Here is a 17,725-nt window from a genome sequence, read left to right on the forward strand (position 1 = left end):
GGCGCCATGTCTTCAACGCAGCGCAGCGTGCGCGCGATCTGCGACCGGTACGTCGACGACTACGCGGCGTTGGATCCGGTGTCGGCCACCGAGTTCGGCATCATGGGCCACGAGTCCGAGCTGCCCGACTACTCGCCGGCCGGCTACGCGGCCCGGGCCGAGCTGGCCCGGCGGGCGCTGGCCGAGATGGCCGCGGCCGAGCCGGTGGACGAGGCCGAGCGGGTGGCCAAGGCCGTGTTCACCGAGCGGGTGTCGCTGGACGTCGAGCTGTACACGGCCGGCCTGACCTCGACCATGCTGAACGTGATGATCGACCCGCTGCACAGCCTGCGCGTCGTGTTCGACCTGATGCCGACGGAGACACCCGAGCACTGGGCGGCCATCGAGTCCCGCCTGCGCCAGGTGCCGGCAGCGCTGGCCGGCATGCGCGTGTCGCTGCTGGCCGGGGCCGACAACGGCCGGGTGTCGGCGCTGCGGCAGGTCAGCAAGGTCGCCGACCAGTGCGAGACGTGGGCCGGACTCGGGGCCACACCAGGGTTTTTCACCACTCTCGTGGCCGACGGCCCGGACGGCCTTGCCCCGCTCGCCCACGCCGCCGAGGAGGCGTTCGCCGAGTTCGCCGGCTTCCTGCGGGCCGAACTCGCGCCGCTGGCCCCGACCAAGGACGCCGTCGGCGAGGACGTCTACCGGCTGTGGTCCCGTTTCTTCCTCGGCGCCGACCTCGACCTGCACGAGGCGTACGCCTGGGGCTGGGCCGAGTTCGCCCGCATCGAGACCGAGATGCGCGCGGTGGCCGACCGGATCAAGCCCGGCGCGACCGTGGCCGAGGCCGCCGCCCAGCTGGACGACGACCCGCGCTACCAGGTCAGCGGCCGCGACGAGTTCCTCAAGCGCATGCAGGCCGTCGCCGACGACGCACTGAACACGTTGCGGGACAAGCACTTCGACATCCCCGACCGGCTGATGACGGTCGAGGCGCGGATCGCCCCGTCCGGCGGCAACGCCAGCATGTACTACACCGCGCCGACCGAGGACTTCAGCCGGCCCGGCCGGATGTGGTGGTCGCTGCCGGCCGACAAGAACGAGTTCACCACGTGGCGCGAGGTGTCCATCGTGTACCACGAGGGCGCGCCCGGGCATCACCTCCAGATCGGCACCGCCGTCAACCAGGCCGGGACGCTGACCCGGTACCAGCGGCTGATGGTGATCGTCTCCGGCCACTGCGAGGGCTGGGCCCTCTACGCCGAGCTGCTGATGGGCGAGCTGGGCTATCTGTCCGACGACGGCTACCGGCTGGGCATGCTGGCCGGCCAGCTGTTCCGCGCCGCCCGGGTGATCGTCGACCTCGGTATGCACCTGGAGCTGGAGATCCCGGCCGGCACCGGCTTCCACGAGGGCGAGCGCTGGACGCCCGAGCTGGGCCTGGAGTTCCTGCTCACCCGCACGGTCGCCGAGCCGTCCATGTCGCACGCCGAGATCGACCGCTACCTGGGCTGGCCCGGGCAGGCGCCGTCGTACAAGCTCGGCGAGCGCCTCTGGCTGGCCGCCCGCGACGACGTCCGCGCCCGGCAGGGCGATGCCTTCGACATCAAGGCGTTCCACAAGCAGGCGCTGGAGATGGGTGGCATGGGCCTGGACACGCTGCGGGAGCAGCTGGCCCGGCTCGGCTAGAGCGGCGGGAACGCGCCCGGCGACGAGGTCACGTGCAGCGCGAGCTGGGTCCGGTCCCGCAGGCCCAGCTTGCGCAGCGTGCTGGAGACGTGGTTCTTCACCGTGCCCTCGGTGATGAACAGCTCGGCGGCGATCTCCCGGTTGGACGCGCCCGCGCCGACCAGTCGGGCCACCTCGGCCTCCCGGCTGGACAACACCGGTTGGGCCGGTGCTTCCCCGCGCAGCTGGGCCACCACCCGGCCGGCGACCTGGTCACTCAGCACGGTGCCACCGGCCGCCGCCCGGTGAATGGCCGCGACCAGCTCCTCCGGCGAGGCGTCCTTGAGCAGGAAGCCCCGCGCGCCGGCCTTCAACGCCCCGAACAGGTACTCGTCCTCGTCGAACGTGGTCAGCACGATGCTGGCGATCTCGGGATGCCGGCGGGTCAGCTCGGTGATCAGCTCGATGCCGTCCATGCCCGGCATCCGGGCGTCGACCAGGGCCACGTCCGGAAAGCAGGCCGGCACCACGGCCAGCGCGTCCGGCCCGCTGCCCACGTCGGCCACGATCTCGATGCCGTCCTCGATCTCCAGCAGCTTGCGCAGCCCGCTGCGCATCAGGATCTGGTCGTCGACCAGCAGCACCCGCACGCTCATCGGCGCCGCACCGGCAGGTCGGCGACCAGCTCGAAGCCGCCGGCCGGGGCGTTGCCGGCGACCAGCACACCACCGGCCGCCTCGGCCCGCTGTCCCAGCGACGACAGCCCGAAACCCCTGGTCAGCTCGCCGACGCCCTGCCCGTCGTCGCCGATGCGCAGGCTCACCCGCTCGTCACGGAACGACAGCACCGCCTCGGCCCGCGTCGCCCCGGCATGCCGCAGCACGTTGGTCAGCCCCTCCTGAAGCACCCGGTACAGCACCACCTCAGTGTCGCCCAACAGCGGCTGCTCACAACCGTGAACCTGGAACCGGACCTCGATGCCGGTGCCGTCGAAGGTCCGGGCCAGCTCGGCCAACGCCTGGCTGCCGCTCCGCCCCTCCATGGCCAGCGGCCGCATCGCCCGCACCCAGCGCCGGGTGTCGGCCAGCGCCTCCCTGGTCAGCTCCTTGGCCTGCGCCACCTCGTCCCACGCCTGGTCGGGCCGCTTGTCCCGGAACCGCTCGGCGTTGGTCAGGCCGACCTGGATGACCGTCAGGTAGTGGCCGACGGAGTCGTGCATCTCCCGGGCCATCCGGGCCCGCTCCTCGGCCACCGACAGCTCCCGCACCTGGTCGGCGTAGGCCCGCAGCTCCTGGTGCGCCTCGGCCAACTCGCCGAGCAGCTGCTGCGACTCGGTCCGCCGCCGCCATGCCTCGGTCACCGCGGAGGCCAGTCCGGTGACCAACACCGTCAACACCACCACGACCACGCTCTGGATGCACGCAGCGAGCACCGTGTAGCCGGGATCGGTCAGTGTGTAGGCGAAGGCGAACGCGACGACGCACGCGGCGGTGATCACGGCCCCACGCACGCCGAACAGGAAGGTGCAGTTGGTCAGGACCAGCAGCAGCCAGATGTCGGTGGCGTTGTACGAGGACAGCAGGGTCAGCGCGACCATGCCGGCGAGGAACAGGACCAAGGCCAGCCTGCGGACCAGTGGCGCGGCCGGGTCCCACGGCATCGCCAGCCACGCCAGCGTCATGACGCCGAGGCAGGCCAGCGGCCACAGCCCGTACGGCTGCGGCTGTTGGGCGTAGTTGGTGACCTCGGCCGCGGCGACGACCACCACCGTCACCCAGAACACGGCCCCGTACAGGGCCGGACGGCCAGCGGCCCGGTCGGGGGGCCACCCTACCCGACCGGGCCGTCGAGACTCCTGCGCCGTTGTCGTCGTCTGTTCGGAGCCCACGCTGGACAACGGTAGCCAGACGGAGCCCCGGAAGCATCGCCCCGGCGGCATGGTGGCGTCCCATGACCAAAGTCATGGCCAACAGGGACCTTTGGCGCGCGGGACCTTCGGCGCTACATGCCGACCGCGTGCACCCCGCCGTCGACCCACACCATGGAGCCGGTGGTCGCGGGCAGCCAGTCGGACAGCAGCGCGCACACCGACTTGGCCACCGGCTCCGGGTCGGTCGGGTCCCAGCCCAGCGGGGCCCGCTCGGTCCACGACTTGTCCAGCTCCACGAAGCCCGGGATGGACTTGGCGGCCATGGTGCGGACCGGGCCGGCGGCCACCACGTTCACCCGGATCTTGCGCGGGCCCAGGTCACGGGCCAGGTAGCGGGTCACCGACTCCAGCGACGCCTTGGCCACGCCCATCCAGTTGTAGGCCGGCCAGGCGACGCGGGCGTCGAAGTCCATGCCGACCACCGAGCTGCCCTCGGTCATCAGCGGCAGCAGGGCCTTGACCAGGTCCTTCAGCGAGTACGCCGACACCTGCACGGCCGTGGCGACGTCCTCCCACGGGGCCTCGAGGAAGTCAGAGCCCAGCGTGGACGGCGGGCCGTAGGCGATCGAGTGCAGCACGCCGTCGACGCCGTCCAGGTGCTCGCGCACCTTGTCCGGCAGCGCCGCCAGGTGCTCGGCGTCGGTGACGTCGAGCTCGATCACCGGCGCCTCCTGGGGCAGCCGCTTGGCGATCCGCTCCACCAGGCTCATCCGGCCGAAACCGGTCAGCACCACCTTGGCGCCCTGCTCCTGCGCCACCCGTGCCACGTGGAAGCCGAGTGAGGCGTCGGTGATCACCCCGGTGATCACCAGGCGCTTGCCGTCGAGCAGTCCGGTCACGTGCTTTCCTCTCCGAGATTTCTGCGGTTGATCAGTGGCCCATGCCGAGGCCGCCGTCGACCGGCAGCACCGCGCCGTTGACGTAGGCGGCCGCGTCCGAGGCCAGGAAGGTGACGGCCGCGGCGATCTCCTGCGTAGCGCCGAAGCGGCCGGCCGGGATCTGCGCGAACGCCTTGTCCTTGACGTCCTGCGACAGCACCGCGGTCATGTCGGTCTCGATGAAGCCGGGCGTGATCACGTTGGCCGTGATGTGCCGCGAGCCCAGCTCACGGGTGATGGAGCGGGCCATGCCGATCAGGCCGGCCTTGCTGGCCGCGTAGTTCACCTGGCCGGGGCCGCCGTTCATGGCCACCACCGACGAGATGTAGATGATCCGCCCCCAGCGGGCCCGCAGCATCGCGCGGGTGGCCCGCTTGGTCACCCGGAACGCGCCGGTCAGGTTGGCGTCCAGCACCCGGGTGAACTGCTCCTCGGACATCCGCATGAGCAGCGTGTCGTCGGTGATGCCGGCGTTGGACACCAGCACCTCGACCGGGCCCTGGTGGGCCTCGACCTCGGTGAACGCCTGGTCGACCTGCTCGGCGTCGGTGATGTCGCACTTCACCCCGAACAGGCCCTCCGGCACCGCGGAGCCACGGTGCGTGATGGCGACCTTGTCGCCCTGCGCGGCGAACGCCTGCGCGATGGCCAGGCCGATGCCGCGGTTGCCCCCGGTGACCAGTACGGACCGTGCCACTGCTGCTCCTCGTCTCGCGGGTGTCGCGTTGGAGGCTATCTGTTACCGGCCGGTCGGCTCGCATCGGTGTTAAGTGACGCCTATGACGTCGAGGCTGGTGGAGCGGCTGCGGGCCGAGGTGGACGGCGACGTGCTGGCCGATGCCGGGACACGGGCGATGTACGCGGCGGACGCGTCCAACTACCGGCACGTGCCGCTGGTGGTGGTCCGGCCGCGCACGGTCGACGCGGCGGTGGCGGCGGTCGGCGTGGCCGCTGAGCTGGGCGTGTCGATCACCGGGCGGGGCGCGGGCACGAGCATCGCCGGCAATGCCTGTGGCGAGGGCATGGTGCTCGACTTCGCCCGTCACCTGAATCAGGTGCTGGAGGTCGACGCGGGTTCGCGGACGGCACGGGTGCAGCCGGGAGTGGTGCCGGACGTGCTCAACCGCGCGGCGGGGCAGCACGGCCTGCACTTCGCGCCCGATCCGTCGACCCACAGCCGCTGCACGATCGGCGGGATGATCGGCAACAACGCCTGCGGGGCGCACTCGGTGGCGTGGGGGAAAACCGTGGACAACGTCGAGTCGCTGGACGTGCTGCTGCCGGACGGGCGGCGTTTCGAGGCGGGGACCGGCGAGAGTCCCGTGCACGGCGAGCTGCGGGCGTTGCGGGATGACGTCATGGCGGCGGTGCGGACGGGGTTCCCGAGGATTCCGCGGCGGGTGTCGGGCTACAACCTCGACCAGCTGTTGCCGGAGAACGGCTTTCACGTGGGACGGGCGCTGGTCGGCAGCGAGGGCACCTGCGTGACGGTGCTCGGGGCGACGGTTCGCCTGGTTCCCCTGCCCTCGTCGCGGTCGTTGGTGGTGCTGGGTTTCTCGGACACCTATGCGGCGGCCGATCAGGTGGTGGCGCTGCTGTCGCTGGACGTGCTGGCGATCGAGGGCGTCAACGAGGACATCGTGTCGATCCTGCGGCAGCGCAAGCCGGGGACGCCGGGCCTTCGGGCGCTGCCGGCCGGGCGGAGCTGGCTGTTCGTGGAGACGGTCGATCCGGCCGCGGTCGTGAAGGCGATGCCGGGTGCGGTGGGATCCGTAGTCGTGACGGATCCGGCGCGGACGCGGGAGCTGTGGCGGATCCGGGAGGACGGGGCGGGGTTGTTGACCCGGACGGCCGATGGCGCCGAGGCGTGGTCGGGGTGGGAGGACGCCGCCGTGCCGCCTTCCCGGCTGGGCGCGTACCTGCGGGACTTCGACCAGCTGCTGGGGCGGCATGGCCGGCGGGGGCCGACGTATGGGCATTACGGGGATGGCTGCCTGCACGTGCGGATCGATTTCGACCTTGCCGGGCCGGGGTATCGGTCCTTCATGGAGGAAGCCGCCGATCTCGTTGTGTCGCACGGGGGATCGCTGTCCGGCGAGCACGGTGACGGGCAGGCACGGTCGGAGTTGTTGCCGCGCATGTACTCCCCCGAGATCATGGCCGCCTTCAGCCGGTTCAAGTCGATCTTCGATCCGCGCGGGCTGATGAATCCGGGGCGGATCGTGGATCCGCTGCCGTTGGACGCCGATCTTCGTGTTGTTGTTGCCCCGGCTCGGATTCCGGTGCGAACTTCGTTGGCGTTGCATGCCGATCAGGGAGACTTGGCGGCGGCTTCGCGGCGATGCGTTGGTGTCGGCAAGTGTTTGACGACGTCCGGTGGCGTGATGTGCCCGAGTTATCGGGCCACCCGGGAGGAGAAGCATTCCACCCGCGGCCGGGCACGTCTCCTGTTCGACATGCTCAACGGTTCCGTTGTGCGGGACGGTTGGCGGTCGGCCGAGGTTCGCGAGGCGCTGGACTTGTGCTTGTCCTGCAAGGGATGCAAGCGGGACTGTCCGGTCGACGTGGACATGGCCACCTACAAGGCCGAGTTCCTGCACCAGCACTATCGTGGCCGTCTGCGGCCGATGTCCCACTACTCCATGGGTTTTCTCCCACTCTGGTTGGCCCTGGCTCCCGGCCTTGTCCGGGCTTTGGGCGACCGCCGAGTGGTGAAACGCTTGGGCGGCATCGATCCTCGGCGCTCGATGCCTTCCGTTGCCGCCGGGTCGTTCCGCTCGCAGTTCAAGGGTTCCGGCGTCGGCGAGCCCGTCGTGCTGTTCACCGACACCTTCACCGACCATTTCGACCCCCAGGTCGGCCTCGACGCCGTGACCGTGCTGGAACACCTGGGGTTCAGCGTCTCCTTGCCCCGCAAGCGAGTCTGTTGTGGACTGACGTGGATGTCCACCGGCCAGCTCGGGGTCGCCCGGCGGGTCCTCCGCCGCACGGCTCGTGTGCTGGACGGCTCCACGACCCCGGTCGTCGGCCTCGAACCCAGCTGCACCGCTTTCCTGCGCAATGACGCCCTGGAGCTGACGTCCGATCCGGCAGTTGGCCGCCTCGCTGAACGTGTCCGCACCTTCGCCGAACAGATCGCCCCGGTGGTCGGGCCTTTGGGCGCGACCAAGGCGGTCATGCAGCCCCACTGCCACCAGTACGCCGAACTCGGCCTCGACGCCGACCGTTCCGTCATGCAGACCGCTGGTGTCGACGCCACGGTCCTCGACGCCGGCTGCTGCGGTCTCGCCGGCAACTTCGGCTTCGAGGCCGGCCACTACGACGTCTCCGTGGCCGTGGCCGAACAGGCGCTGCTGCCGGCCGTGCGCGCCACCTCCGACCCGATCCTGGCCGACGGCTTCAGCTGCCGCACCCAACTCCGTCAGCTCACCGACCGCGACCCCGTCCACCTGGCTACTCTGCTGGCTTCGATGATCGATCGGCCGCACCACCCTAAGCGGATGTAAAGCGTTGGCCGCCGGCCTTGTCGCGGAGTGCTTTCGACCCGACATTGGCCCACATGACTGTGAACGTCAACGAGGACGTGCGGCCGCGGCGAGGCGTGATCGGCAACGTGCTGCGCGGGTCCATCGGCAATCTGATCGAATGGTACGACTGGTACGCGTACACCGCGTTCAGCCTGTACTTCGCCAAGGTGTTCTTCCCGGCGGGCGACTCCACCGCCCAGCTGCTCAACACCGCGGGCGTGTTCGCGGTCGGCTTCCTGATGCGGCCCATCGGCGGCTGGATCATGGGCCGCTACGCCGACCGGCACGGCCGCCGGGCGGCCCTGACGTTATCGGTGGCGATGATGGCGCTCGGGTCGCTGGTCATCGCCTGTACCCCCGGGTACGCCTCCATCGGGGTGGCCGCCCCCTTGCTGCTGGTGGTCGCACGGCTGACCCAGGGCATCTCGGTCGGCGGCGAGTACGCGACCTCGGCCACGTACCTGTCCGAGGTGGCGACGCCGGGCAAACGGGGCTACTACTCGAGTTTCCAGTACGTCACGCTGACCGCCGGGCAGCTGGTGGCGCTGGGCGTGCAGATCATCCTGCAGAACACGTTGTCGTCGGCCGAGATGGCGTCGTGGGGCTGGCGGATCGCCTTTGTCATCGGAGCTTTCGGCGCGGTCATCGTGATGTACCTGCGGGCGACCATGGACGAGTCGGAGGCGTACCTCAGCCAGTCGTCGGGCGAGCGGGGCAGCCTGCGGGTGCTGCTCCAGCACCCCAAGGAGTGCCTGCTGGTGTGCGGGCTGACCCTGGGCGGCACGGTCGCGTTCTACACCTACACGACGTACCTCCAGAAGTTCATGGTCAACACCAGCAAGATCGACATCAACACGGTGACCTGGGTGAACTTCCTGGCACTGCTGGCTTTCGTGGTGATCCAGCCGCTGGCCGGCGCGCTGTCCGACCGGATCGGCCGCCGCCCGCTGCTGCTGTTCTTCGGCATCGCCGGCACTCTGCTCACCGTGCCGCTGCTGTCGGTGCTGGCCGGCACCCGCACCCCGGCGCTGGCCTTCCTGATCATGCTCGGCTCGCTGGTGATCGTCACCGGGTACACGTCGATCAACGCCATCGTCAAGGCCGAGCTGTTCCCGACCAACGTGCGGGCCATGGGCGTCGGGCTGCCGTACGCGCTGACCGTGGCGATCTTCGGCGGCACCGCCGAGTACGTCGCGCTCTGGCTCAAGCAGGCCGGCCACGAGACGGTCTTCTACTACTACGTCGCCGGGTGCATTCTGGTGTCCCTGATCGTGTATGCGGTGATGCGGGAAACCACCAAGGAATCCACGCTGGATGGTTAGGTGGAGACCGTGCGTGTGCTACTGGTCGAGGACGACGACGGCGTCGGCGACGCCCTGGTCGAGGCGCTGTCGGCGGCCGGCCACCGGCCGACCCGGGCCCGGCGCGGCGCCGACGCGCTGACCGGGCACCACCAGGCCGACCTGGTGCTGCTCGACCTCGGCCTGCCCGACCTGCACGGCCTTGACGTGCTGCGCAAGCTGCGGAAGGTCACCGACCTGCCGGTGCTGGTGCTGACCGCGCACGGCGACGAGCGTTCCGTCGTGCGCGGCCTGCGCCTCGGGGCCGACGACTACCTGGTCAAGCCCGTCCGGCTGGCCGAGCTGCTGGCCCGGATGGAGGCCGTGTCCCGGCGGGCGGCGGCTCGGGCCACGCCGCCGCCGTCCGTCGTGGAGATCGGCGACGTGCGGATCGACCTTCACGCGCGTCAGGTGTATGTCGCCGGTGCCCTGGTTCCGTTGACCTCCAAGGAGTTCGACGTGCTGGCTGTGTTGGCCGTGCGGCACGGGGCCGCCGTCAGCCGGCAGCTGCTGATGGACGAGGTGTGGGGCGACGCGTACCTGGCGATCTCGCGGTCGCTGGACGTGCACGTCGCTCAGCTGCGGGCCAAGCTTCGGCGGCCGGGCCTGCTGACCACCATCCGTAACTTCGGCTACCGGCTCGGTTGACATGCGCACCCGGTTGTTGGTCGTGCTGCTGGCCTTCTCCGTCACGGCCGTGGCCGCCTTCGCCTGGCCGCTACTGTTGGTGACCGCCCGGGAGCGGACCCAGCAGCTGTCCATCGGGCGGACCGCCGACCTGGCCCGGTTCGCCGGGCTGGCCCAGCAGGACGACTCCGCGCAGCTGGTCAGCGAGGTCGACCGGTACAGCGCTCTCTACGGCGAGCCGGTCATCGTCGTCAACGCTTCGCGGCAGGTGGTCGTCGCCGCCGGGCTGTCCGTCGACGATGTCGCGCCCGTGATCGACGCCGCCTTGCGCAACCAGCCGTTGCCCGCCTTGGACACCGTGTTGCCCTGGTCCACTTCGGACGTTCTCGTCGCCCGTCCCATCGGCACCGGCTCCCGGGTCATCGGCGCTGTCGTCATGCGGGCCTCGGTGCGTGCCGCCGCTGCCGACGTCCTTCGCGGTTGGGCGTGGATCCTCTCCGGCGCTTTCGCCGCCCTGGTCGGCTGTGTGCTGTTGGCCCTCGTCGTCGCCCGTTGGGTCCTTCGGCCGTTGGCCGAGCTCTCCCTCGGCCTCCGCGCCGTCGCCGCCGGCCAGCCCCATGCCCACGTTCGTGGCCGTCTCGGCCCTCGTGAACTCCGTGAGCTGGCATCGTCGTTCAACCGCATGTCCGACGCCGTCAGCGAGGCCGCCGAGCAGCAGCGCCGCCTCATTTCCGACGCTTCCCACCAGCTCCGCAACCCTTTGGCCGCACTGCGTCTGCGCGTCGACTCCCTCGCCCCCCGCGTCGTCCCCGCCGGCCAGTCCTCCTACCGCTCCGCCGTTTCCGAGGTGGAGCGTTTGGAGTCCCTTTTGGACAGTCTGTTGGCCATGGCCCACGCCGAGCACACCGCCACCCGCCTCGCCGCCTCCCCCGACCCTGCCGTCTGCGTGCCGGCCGTAGTCGTCCTCGAACGCCTTGACGCCTGGTCCATCTCCGCTTCTTCCGCCGGCGTCTCCTTGCTCCCCGGCGACATCGACACCTCTTTCGAGGTCCACTGCCCCGAGCACGACCTCAGCCAGGTCCTCGACGTCGTCCTCGACAACGCCATCAAGTACGGCGGCACTTCGGTGACCGTGTCGTGCACGCCGTCCGCCATCACCGTCGTCGACGACGGTCCCGGTTTGTCCGCGGCGGAGATCCCCCTCGCCACCACCCGCTTCTGGCGCTCCCGCCGCGCCGACCACCCCGGAGGCAGCGGCCTTGGCCTCCCCATCGCCGACCGCCTGATCACCGCGTGGGGCGGCCGTTTGTTGTTGCAGGTCAGCGAACCCTCCGGCCTGGCCGTGATCATCGAGCTGCCGTCATGAAGCGCCGCGCCTTCCTTGCCGCCTTGGCCGGCGCTCTCGCCGCCGGCTGCACCGCCACGGGGCCCACCCGGTCGCTGACCATCGCCGCCGGCGAGCCCCAGGGCTTCTATCTCGCCTTCGGCCGTCTGCTGGCCGCCCAGATCAACTCGGCCGAGCCCTGGCTTCAGTGCACCGCCGTGGAGACCACCGCCAGCCTGGCCAACATCGACCTGCTCCGCACCGGCAAGGCCGACCTCGCCCTCGTGCTCGCCGACGCCGCCCGCGCCGCCGACTCGGCCCAGCCGCCTTTCACCACGTCCGTCGACCTGCGAGCCCTCGGCCGCGTGTACGAGAACTATCTACAACTGGTCGTCCTCAACGACTCCCCGTACACCAAACTGTCCGATTTGGACGGTCACAGCATCTCACTCGGCGCCACCGGCTCCGGCGCATCCCTCACCGGCGACCGCATCATCGCCGCCGCCGGCATCAGTCCCCGTGTGCAGCATCTTCCTTTGGCCGACGCCGTTTCCGCTCTCTCCGCCCGCGCCATCGACGCCCTGCTCTGGTCCGGCGGCGTCCCCACCCCCGCCCTCGCCACCCTCGACTCCGCCGTCGGCATCCGCCTACTCCCCCTCGACGGCGTCCTCCCCGCCCTGCGCTCTCGTCACGGTCTGCTGTACGAGCAGCTCCCCGTCCCCTCCGGCGGTTACCGCTACGTCCACCAGGTCCCCACCATCGGCGTCGCCAACCTCCTCGTCAGCCTCCCCACCCTCCCCGACAACGTCGCCGCCGCCATCGTCGACGTCCTCATCGACCGCGCCGGCCAACTCGTCCCCCAGGAAGCCATCGGCACGCAGTTCCTCGACATCCAAACCCTCATCGGCACCGCCGACCTGCCCCTGCACCCCGGGGCGGCCGCCGCGTACCGACGGCATCACGGCTAGGACGTCACGTCGTCGAGCGGCGCATGCCTGCGCCGCTCGACGACGTGGAGGCCGAGCTCAGCCGGCTACCGACGGGCTGTACTCACCCACCAGCGTGACGTCGGTGAACTCCGGCGACTCGACGGCACGGCTGGCGAAGTCCTGCTGGAACTCCTTGAACGCGGCCGACCGCTGCAAGGGGTTGTCGTCCTCGCTGTCGTACGCCACGAGGTGCACGAACGTGACGCCGTCGGCCAGGCGGAACGTGGCGTAGCGGAAGCCGCCGGGGTCGTCGGCGTTGAGCTCCCGGTACACCGCCTCGACCAGGCGCTGGTTCTCCTCGGCCGCCTCCGGCGTGGTGCGGTAGCGGACCATCATCGACTTGGGCACTGGAACCTCCCGGATCGTGGATTTCACCAGTACCTACCCGCGACACGAACCGGACTCATCGCGATGAGTTCCGGCGGGACGGCGAGTATGTACGGCGTGACGTTCGACCTTGATGCGCATCGGCGGGAGCTGCTGGCGCACTGCTACCGCATGACCGGCTCGGTCACCGACGCCGAGGACCTGGTCCAGGAGACGATGCTGCGGGCATGGCGGGCCCGTGACGACTTCGACCCCGGACGGGCGTCGCTGCGGACCTGGCTGTACCGGATCGCCACCAACGTGTGCCTGACGGCCCTCGAACGCCGCGTGCGACGACCCCTGCCGTCCGGGCTCGCCGGCGCCACGTTCGACCCCGACACCACGCTGGTGCGCAGCCCGGAAGTGCCGTGGCTGCAACCCATACCCGACGCCATGATCACCGACCCGGCGTCCATCGTGGCATCGAGAGGCAGCGTCCGGCTGGCGCTCGTCGCCGCCCTGCAACACCTCTCCGCCCGACAACGGGCCGTGCTGCTCCTCCGTGACGTCCTCGCCTGGCCCGCCGCCGAGGTCGCGTCCCTGCTCGGCACGTCGGTCGCGGCCGTCAACAGCCTGCTCCAGCGGGCCCGGACGCAGGTCGCCGACGTCTCCGAGGACACCATCGCCGAGACGCCGGAGCAGCGCGGCGTCCTCGACCGCTTCGCCGCCGCCTTCGAAAACTCCGACGCCGCCCTGCTCAGCCGCCTGCTGGCCGAAGAGGTCACGCTGGAGATGCCGCCGCACAGCACCTGGTTCGCCGGCCACCACGCCGTCTCGACCTTCCTCGGACGAGTGGTCCGGACCGGCTCCTGGCGGCTGCTGCCCACCCGCGCCAACGGCCAGCCGGCCTTCGCCAGCTATCTCGACGGCCACGAGCACGGCATCACCGTGATTTCGCTGACCGAAGCCCGAATTGACCGTGTTGTGGCGTTCCAGGACCCGGACCTGTTCCGCCGGTTCGACTTCGGTCCTCACTGAAGCCACAGCGCATCCTGTACCTGTTACGTTCCCGGCATGCACCGCTGGCTGAAGGTCGTCGCACATGTAGTTGAGCCCTCACATAACGCCGCTGGCGCTGTGCACGGCACGGCCATCTCCGCGGCGCTCATCGCGGTGGTCGAGGACCACAACGGACTGATCGACTCGATCGTGGCGGTGCCGGCAACGCTGCTCGTGTACTGGATTGCCTTCTCCTACGCCCATTTCCTCCAGGAAGGCATCGCCGGCGGCTCGCCGAAGTGGCTGCGCGGCCTGCGCCACTCGCTGGCCGAGGAGTTCTCGATCGTCGAGAACGCCCTGCTGCCGCTGCTCGTGCTGCTGCTCCTGGCCGCGGCGGGCGTGCCGATCGACACGGCGGTGTGGATCGCGCTCGGCTCGGCGGTGGCGCTGATGTTCGGCTGGGGCATCCTCGCCGCCGGCCGCAGCGGGCACTCCGGCCGGGCCAGCATCGGCATCGGCCTGACCAGCGCGCTCGTGGGGGCACTGGTCATCGTCCTGAAGGTCGCGGTGAAAGCCCTGTCCTGACCGGATCTGGCAGGGTGGACGGCATGGAGCCGACCGACCTGTCCGCCCGGATCTTCCAGCACGCCGTGGGCGCACTGGAGCTGTACACGATGTATCTCGGCGAGCGCCTCGGCTACTACCGGGCGCTCGCCGACGGCCCGCTGACGTCGGCGGAGCTGGCCGCGCGGACCGGCACGGCCGAGCGGTACGCCCGCGAGTGGCTGGAGCACCACGCCGCCGCCGGCCTGGTCGAGGTGGTCGAGCCGGGCCGGTACCTGCTGCCCGAGGGGCATGTTCCGGTGCTCGCCGACCCGTCGAGCCTGATGTTCGCCACCTCGATGAGCATCGAGCTCGTCCGGGCGTCACGACGGCTCGGCGACGTGGTCGACGCGTTCCGGACCGGCGGCGCGCCGACGCCGATGAGCTGGGAGCCGGAGGGCCGCTGGCCGTCCAACAAGCCGGTGTTCATGAACCTGCTCGGCCAGGAATGGCTGCCGTCCATTCCGGACGTCCACAAGCGACTGTCCACTTCGGCCCGTGTCGCCGATATCGCCTGTGGTCTCGGCTGGTCGAGCATCGCGATGGCGCTGGCCTACCCGGAGATCACCGTGCACGGTCTCGACTTCGACGCGCAGGCGATCGAGTCGGCCGCCCGCAGCGCCGAGGAGTCCGGCGTCGCCGACCGGGTGCGGTTCTCCGCCGCCGACGCGGCCGGCCTCGACGGCCACTACGACCTGGTCACGATCATCGAGGCACTGCACGACATGTCACACCCGGTAGCCGTGCTCAGCGCCGCCAGAAAGTCGTTGGCCGACGGCGGTTTCGTGCTCGTAATCGATGAGCGGACCGATCCGGAGCCGACCACCCCGGCCTCCCAGCGCGAGCAGTACCTGTACGGCTGGAGCGTGATCTCCTGCCTGCCCGACGCCATGGACGCGCCCGATTCCGCCGCCACCGGCACCGTGATGCGGCCGGAGACCGTGCGCCGGTACGCGGCCGAGGCCGGTTTCGCCACCGTCGAGCTGCTGCCCATCGGCGCCGACAAGTGGTCGTTCTACCTGCTGTCCGACTGAAAGTTCCGCCGTACGTGCAGTGGCCGCAGGCCGGCCCTGGTCAGGTTGCCGAACGACGGGTTCGGCCGACCGGGAGCCGGCTGTCCGGTTTCGGCGACCAGGCGTTGACACCCAGCCGCCGCGGCTTCCTTGACGCGGCGGCTGATCAGCGCCGACTGGATGCCACGGCCGCGGTGTGACGCCACGGTGGCCGTTGTGGTCAGGTAACCTAGTTCTCCTTGCTGGTAAAGGCATGCCGCACCAACGGCCTGCGCTCCATCCCAGGCGATGAAGTGCCGTGCGCCCGGTTTTCCCACCGACGCCGCCAAAGTTGGCCGGAGATGCGGGCCGAGGCCGAACCCGCCGGCGATGACGCCGGCCCACTCGTCGGCCTGGATCGCGCCGATCTCGGTGATCGGGAACGCACTGTCGTCGCATCGGGCTTGGCCGATGTCGCAGGCCACCTTCACCCACGGGTCCGCCTCGATCAGGCCGTGAGACCGGCGGATCCGCTCCCATCCCGGCGGAAAGGCCCAGGGCGCCAACTGAAGTTCGCCCGCGCCCTGGTGGAAATCCAGGATCGACAGCATCTCCTCGTCCGTGAGCGGCCGGTCGAAGGCGAACGCCCGTGTCCAGAAATGCCCCGGGTCCGGCGTCGCCTTGGCCACCACCCCGCCGCCGACCCGATACGTCACAATGCCTTCGGACAGGCACTCCGTCACGAAGGCCGCTTCCACCCGCTCGGCTTCCCGGTGCACAGCACCGACGTTAACCGAGATCCGCTCAGGTCGTCAGCAGGATCTTGCCCACGAACCGGCGGGCCTCGATGTCGGCGTGCGCCGCCGCGGCCTCGGCCAGCGGGTAGGTCCGGCCGATGATCGGCGTCAGCCGACCGGCCGCGGCCTCGGTCAGCACGTGCTGCACCCGTCGCGGCGTGTCGGCCCAGAACTCCGGCAGCTGCGCCATACCCACTGTCGCCTTGAGACGACTGCGGTCGGTCTCGCCGACCACCGTCTCGCCGCCGGCGACCATGCCGTAGGCCGAGAACCGGCCACCGTTGACCAGCAGTGCCAACGCCGCGGACCCCACGTCGCCACCGATGCCGTCAAAGACCACGTCGACGCCGGCCGGGAGACGACCCGGCCAGCCCGGCTCCGAGTAGTCAACTGGCTGGGCGCCCAGCTTCTCCGCGATAGCCGCCTTCTCGCCGCCGCGCACCCCGGCGATCACCGTGGCGCCGGCCTGGACCAGGAGCTGCACCAACAGGCTGCCGAGGCCACCCACACCCGGCGCGATCAGCACCTTTTCCCCCGCGTGGACCGGAGTTCGCTCCAGCAGCGCGACCGCCGTGCTGCCGTCGTCCAGCACCGCCAGGGCGTCGGCCAGGTCCAGACCCGGCGGCACCAGGTAGCACTCTTCCGGCCGTGACACCGCCGCCTCCACGTAGCCACCGGCCGGCGCTCGCGTGATCACGCGGGCGTGCAACCAGCCGATGTCCACCCCCTCACCGACCGCCGACACCCGGCCCGCCACCGCGCCACCCGGCACGTACGGCGGCGTCACCGGGAACGCCGCCGGCCCGTGGCCCGACCTGATCAGCGTGTCCAGCCAGCCCACCCCGGCCAGTTCCACGTCCACCAGCAGCTCGCCGGCCGCCGGTTCCGGCGTGGGCAGGTCGGTCGGCACGAGCACGTCCGGCCGACCGAACCGCCTCGCCATGATCGCTCTCATGGCTCCAGTGTCGAACCTCCACCAAACCTGAGGTCAAGCGTGCTGCCCGCACGGGCACACCATGCGGGCAGCACGATTACCCCGCCCCATTTGCGGCGAGAGCGCTCCCACGCGTCAGCCCAGGTCACGGACCGCCTCGTCGATCAGATCCACGATCGGCAGCGGCTGCGAGGCCAGCGAGGCGTGTGCCGCGTCCAGCTCGATCACCTTGCGCGCGTTCATCCGTGCCGCCATCCGGCGCTGGTTGTCCGGGGCGATCATTCGGTCCTGAGTGGACACCTGGTACCACGTCGGCTTGTTGCGCCAGGCCGGCTCGCCCGCCGGGGCCACGTAGGCCGCGCCTTGCGGCGCCTTCTGGGTGACCGCCATGACCAGCGCCTCCTCCTCGGGCAGGTCCTGGCAGAAGCTCTCGTGGAACTTGTCCTGCCGGATCCAGAGATAGCCGTCCGAGTCCGGCGCGATGTTCGCGCCGCCCGGGGCCGGCGCCACCTCGCCGATCGCGGCCAGGCTCTCCCCCTTGTCCGGCGCGAAAGCCGCCACGTAGACCAGGCCGACCACGTTCGGCAGGTCGCCCGCCTCCGTGATCACCGCGCCGCCGTAGGAGTGGCCGACCAGCAGGACGGGCCCGTCGATCTGCTTGATCATCTGCTGGGTGCGGGCCGCGTCGTCGGCCAGCGAGGTCAGCGGGTTCTCCACCGCGTGCAGGGTGTCGTAGCCGCGGCGGCGCAGCTGCGGGATCACCTTCGCCCAGTGCGCCGCCCCGCCCCAGAAACCGTGCACCATCAAGATCGCCGGCCTGGACATGTCC

17 protein-coding genes are annotated in these 17,725 nt (G+C 70.5%); 9 read left to right on the forward strand and 8 right to left on the reverse strand.

All coding sequences use genetic code 11. The features are described from left to right. Window positions 1-6 precede the first annotated feature (6 nt). Complete coding sequence (locus tag M3Q35_RS19575) at window positions 7-1,671, forward strand: DUF885 domain-containing protein (protein ID WP_273943337.1); 1,665 nt, start codon at window positions 7-9, stop codon at window positions 1,669-1,671. Here the strand turns inward: M3Q35_RS19575 and M3Q35_RS19580 are convergent. The 4 genes from M3Q35_RS19580 to fabG form a co-directional block, all read right to left on the reverse strand. Then, entirely contained in the window at window positions 1,668-2,306 is a 639-nt protein-coding gene (locus M3Q35_RS19580) for a response regulator (RefSeq protein WP_273943338.1), read from the reverse strand. The two genes, M3Q35_RS19575 and M3Q35_RS19580, sit on opposite strands and share 4 nt — an antisense overlap. Beyond that, window positions 2,303-3,538: a sensor histidine kinase gene (locus M3Q35_RS19585; protein ID WP_273943339.1), complete on the reverse strand. Its 1,236-nt coding sequence runs from the start codon at window positions 3,536-3,538 to the stop codon at window positions 2,303-2,305. Before M3Q35_RS19585 ends, M3Q35_RS19580 begins: the two co-directional genes overlap by 4 nt. Window positions 3,539-3,651: 113 nt before the next feature. Next, the gene (fabI, locus tag M3Q35_RS19590) at window positions 3,652-4,419 is read right to left on the reverse strand and encodes an enoyl-ACP reductase FabI (protein ID WP_273943340.1); all 768 of its coding nucleotides are present in this window, start codon (window positions 4,417-4,419) and stop codon (window positions 3,652-3,654) included. A gap of 31 nt (window positions 4,420-4,450) precedes the next feature. Continuing rightward, window positions 4,451-5,155: a 3-oxoacyl-[acyl-carrier-protein] reductase gene (fabG, locus tag M3Q35_RS19595; RefSeq protein WP_273943342.1), complete on the reverse strand. Its 705-nt coding sequence runs from the start codon at window positions 5,153-5,155 to the stop codon at window positions 4,451-4,453. Window positions 5,156-5,237: 82 nt separating this feature from the next. On the opposite strand from fabG, the gene M3Q35_RS19600 reads away from it, so the two are divergent. Genes M3Q35_RS19600 through M3Q35_RS19620 form a run of 5 tightly spaced genes read left to right on the forward strand, consistent with a single transcriptional unit; the run spans window position 5,238 to window position 12,244 of the window. Then, a complete protein-coding gene (locus M3Q35_RS19600) occupies window positions 5,238-7,964 on the forward strand; it encodes an FAD-binding and (Fe-S)-binding domain-containing protein (protein ID WP_273943343.1) in 2,727 nt (908 codons plus the stop codon). A gap of 53 nt (window positions 7,965-8,017) precedes the next feature. Further along, window positions 8,018-9,307, forward strand: a complete 1,290-nt coding sequence (locus M3Q35_RS19605) for an MFS transporter (RefSeq protein ID WP_273943345.1) — start codon at window positions 8,018-8,020, stop codon at window positions 9,305-9,307. Window positions 9,308-9,316: 9 nt separating this feature from the next. Beyond that, window positions 9,317-9,973 carry a response regulator transcription factor gene (locus M3Q35_RS19610; RefSeq protein ID WP_273943346.1) on the forward strand — a complete coding sequence of 219 codons (657 nt, stop codon included), beginning with the start codon at window positions 9,317-9,319 and terminating at the stop codon, window positions 9,971-9,973. Between the two features lies 1 nt (window position 9,974). Further along, complete coding sequence (locus M3Q35_RS19615) at window positions 9,975-11,318, forward strand: sensor histidine kinase (RefSeq protein ID WP_273943347.1); 1,344 nt, start codon at window positions 9,975-9,977, stop codon at window positions 11,316-11,318. Next, the gene (locus tag M3Q35_RS19620) at window positions 11,315-12,244 is read left to right on the forward strand and encodes a TAXI family TRAP transporter solute-binding subunit (protein WP_273943349.1); all 930 of its coding nucleotides are present in this window, start codon (window positions 11,315-11,317) and stop codon (window positions 12,242-12,244) included. The genes M3Q35_RS19615 and M3Q35_RS19620 overlap by 4 nt, the downstream gene beginning before the upstream one ends. 57 nt (window positions 12,245-12,301) lie before the next feature. Here the strand turns inward: M3Q35_RS19620 and M3Q35_RS19625 are convergent, their stop codons facing one another. Continuing rightward, window positions 12,302-12,613, reverse strand: coding sequence for an antibiotic biosynthesis monooxygenase (locus M3Q35_RS19625; protein ID WP_273943350.1), 312 nt, complete (start codon window positions 12,611-12,613; stop codon window positions 12,302-12,304). An 87-nt stretch (window positions 12,614-12,700) separates the two neighbouring features. Here M3Q35_RS19625 and M3Q35_RS19630 point away from each other — a divergent pair, with 87 nt between their 5' ends. From M3Q35_RS19630 to M3Q35_RS19640, 3 genes are read left to right on the forward strand one after another with little or no spacing between them, the layout of a single operon-like run. Continuing rightward, entirely contained in the window at window positions 12,701-13,609 is a 909-nt protein-coding gene (locus M3Q35_RS19630; RefSeq protein WP_446685279.1) for a sigma-70 family RNA polymerase sigma factor, read from the forward strand. A gap of 36 nt (window positions 13,610-13,645) precedes the next feature. Continuing rightward, a complete protein-coding gene (locus tag M3Q35_RS19635) occupies window positions 13,646-14,155 on the forward strand; it encodes a hypothetical protein (RefSeq protein ID WP_273943354.1) in 510 nt (169 codons plus the stop codon). Window positions 14,156-14,178: 23 nt separating this feature from the next. Further along, complete coding sequence (locus tag M3Q35_RS19640) at window positions 14,179-15,207, forward strand: class I SAM-dependent methyltransferase (protein WP_273943356.1); 1,029 nt, start codon at window positions 14,179-14,181, stop codon at window positions 15,205-15,207. Here M3Q35_RS19640 and M3Q35_RS19645 read toward each other — a convergent pair. The 3 genes from M3Q35_RS19645 to M3Q35_RS19655 form a co-directional block, all read right to left on the reverse strand. Then, complete coding sequence (locus tag M3Q35_RS19645; protein ID WP_273943358.1) at window positions 15,189-15,944, reverse strand: GNAT family N-acetyltransferase; 756 nt, start codon at window positions 15,942-15,944, stop codon at window positions 15,189-15,191. The two genes, M3Q35_RS19640 and M3Q35_RS19645, sit on opposite strands and share 19 nt — an antisense overlap. Before the next feature lie 25 nt (window positions 15,945-15,969). After that, window positions 15,970-16,917 (reverse strand): zinc-binding dehydrogenase, encoded by a 948-nt coding sequence (locus tag M3Q35_RS19650; RefSeq protein ID WP_273943359.1) that lies wholly within the window; start codon window positions 16,915-16,917, stop codon window positions 15,970-15,972. A 114-nt stretch (window positions 16,918-17,031) separates the two neighbouring features. After that, window positions 17,032-17,721, reverse strand: a complete 690-nt coding sequence (locus M3Q35_RS19655) for an alpha/beta hydrolase (RefSeq protein ID WP_273943361.1) — start codon at window positions 17,719-17,721, stop codon at window positions 17,032-17,034. Between the last annotated feature and the right edge of the window lie 4 nt (window positions 17,722-17,725).

Origin of the sequence: Kutzneria chonburiensis, assembly GCF_028622115.1 — a bacterium.
Classification (GTDB): domain Bacteria; phylum Actinomycetota; class Actinomycetes; order Mycobacteriales; family Pseudonocardiaceae; genus Kutzneria; species Kutzneria chonburiensis.